Genomic DNA, 1,344 nt, shown 5'->3' with positions numbered 1-1,344 from the left:
TTGTTCAGTTTGGGAACTTCAGACTAAACAAGGGAAAAAACGAAAAGAATGCCAGCCGTACCACCGCATTCTCAATTCACTATGCGCTTGTAAGAAACGGAGTTCCGGGAAGGACTTGAGATGTCTTTACTCAATCTTTGCCTTTTTCAAGCAGGGCCTGCCAATTTAGCAGTGAGCAAAAGGAGCAAGCGTTAGAACCTATTGCTAAAAAGCAATTATGGCCCGATCACTTGAATAACTAGGCTTTATTCAACAACTATCTGTACTCCTCCATTTAGTTCGGAATCAAGAGCCACACGATTCCTTCTTCATCTTCGAGTAGTTTCGCAGTCTTTTCTCATCAAGAATTCCGTTTGTCACAGCCTCCCGAACGGCACATCCTGGCTCGACAGTGTGAATGCAGTCTCTGAACCTGCACTTGGCAAAGAGTTCGGCGATATCCTCAAAGACTTCGTCAAGCCCTTCCGTTCCACTGATTGCAAACTCTCTCATTTCGGGAACATCGATCAATTTTCCGCCATCTTGAAGAAGGTTTACTTGATATGAGGTTGTCGTGTGTTTTCCCTTATGGGTAGAATCACTTACCTCAGCGGTCTTCACATTGCTCCTGCAAATCGCGTTTACTAGGGAAGACTTTCCGACACCGGAACTGCCAGCGAGTACGGAGGATTTGTATTTGAGGCTCTCCTTCACTTCTTCCAGGCCTTGCCCGGTCAAAGTGCTCGTGAGAAAGACCTGATAACCCAATTCGCGATAGTTCTGAATATCATCGGCTGCCTCTTTTTCAATACCAAGGTCGGCTTTGTTGAAGACGATCATGACATCTAGATCGGGTCCTCTCGCCGCAGTGATGTATCTTTCGATCAAGCTCTTGCGGTAAGGAGGATCCTTTACTGCTACAACATGAAGACCTGATCCACGTTGGCCGCGATCACCTGATCCAAGTGACTCCCTCTTTTTCCTGCACCTCTTCGCACGAGACACTTTTTTCTTGGAAGAACCTCTGTAATGACACCTCGCTCTCTCTGAAGAGTTCCGAAAACGACCTTGTCTCCGACGGTGACTTCATTCTTCTCGGTCCTCTCTTTTCTCAGTAGCTTACCCCCTAGAAGACACCGAAAGTAATCCCCTGTATCAGAGAGCACTTCTATTATTCCTTTCTGAACGTTAGTTACTTCACCAGTAATCATTTACCTCCGATTAGTCTAGTAATTTGAACAAAAAAAGCAAAAAACCACGGGTTCTTTTACCACCGTGGTCGAATAATCGGAAGAAACTAGCCTGTCAGCTGGTGAATTCCAAAAGAAGCGCGGTGTAAGAGCCCGTGGGGTTAAAGAAATCATT

The 1,344-nt window shown here is 45.8% G+C and carries 2 protein-coding genes; both read right to left on the bottom strand.

Features of this window, described 5'->3' with window-relative positions; genetic code table 11:
• Nucleotides 1-285: 285 nt before the first annotated feature.
• Nucleotides 286-867 carry a ribosome small subunit-dependent GTPase A gene (gene rsgA, locus RJ60_RS16075; protein WP_243392269.1) on the bottom strand — a complete coding sequence of 194 codons (582 nt, stop codon included), beginning with the start codon at nt 865-867 and terminating at the stop codon, nt 286-288.
• A 29-nt stretch (nt 868-896) separates the two neighbouring features.
• Nucleotides 897-1,190 (bottom strand): hypothetical protein, encoded by a 294-nt coding sequence (locus tag RJ60_RS16070; RefSeq protein WP_243392268.1) that lies wholly within the window; start codon nt 1,188-1,190, stop codon nt 897-899.
• Nucleotides 1,191-1,344: the final 154 nt, after the last annotated feature.

It is taken from the genome of Mesotoga sp. B105.6.4, assembly GCF_002896535.1.
Taxonomy (GTDB): Bacteria; Thermotogota; Thermotogae; order Petrotogales; family Kosmotogaceae; genus Mesotoga.
This window is presented reverse-complemented; position numbering and strand designations above follow the sequence as displayed.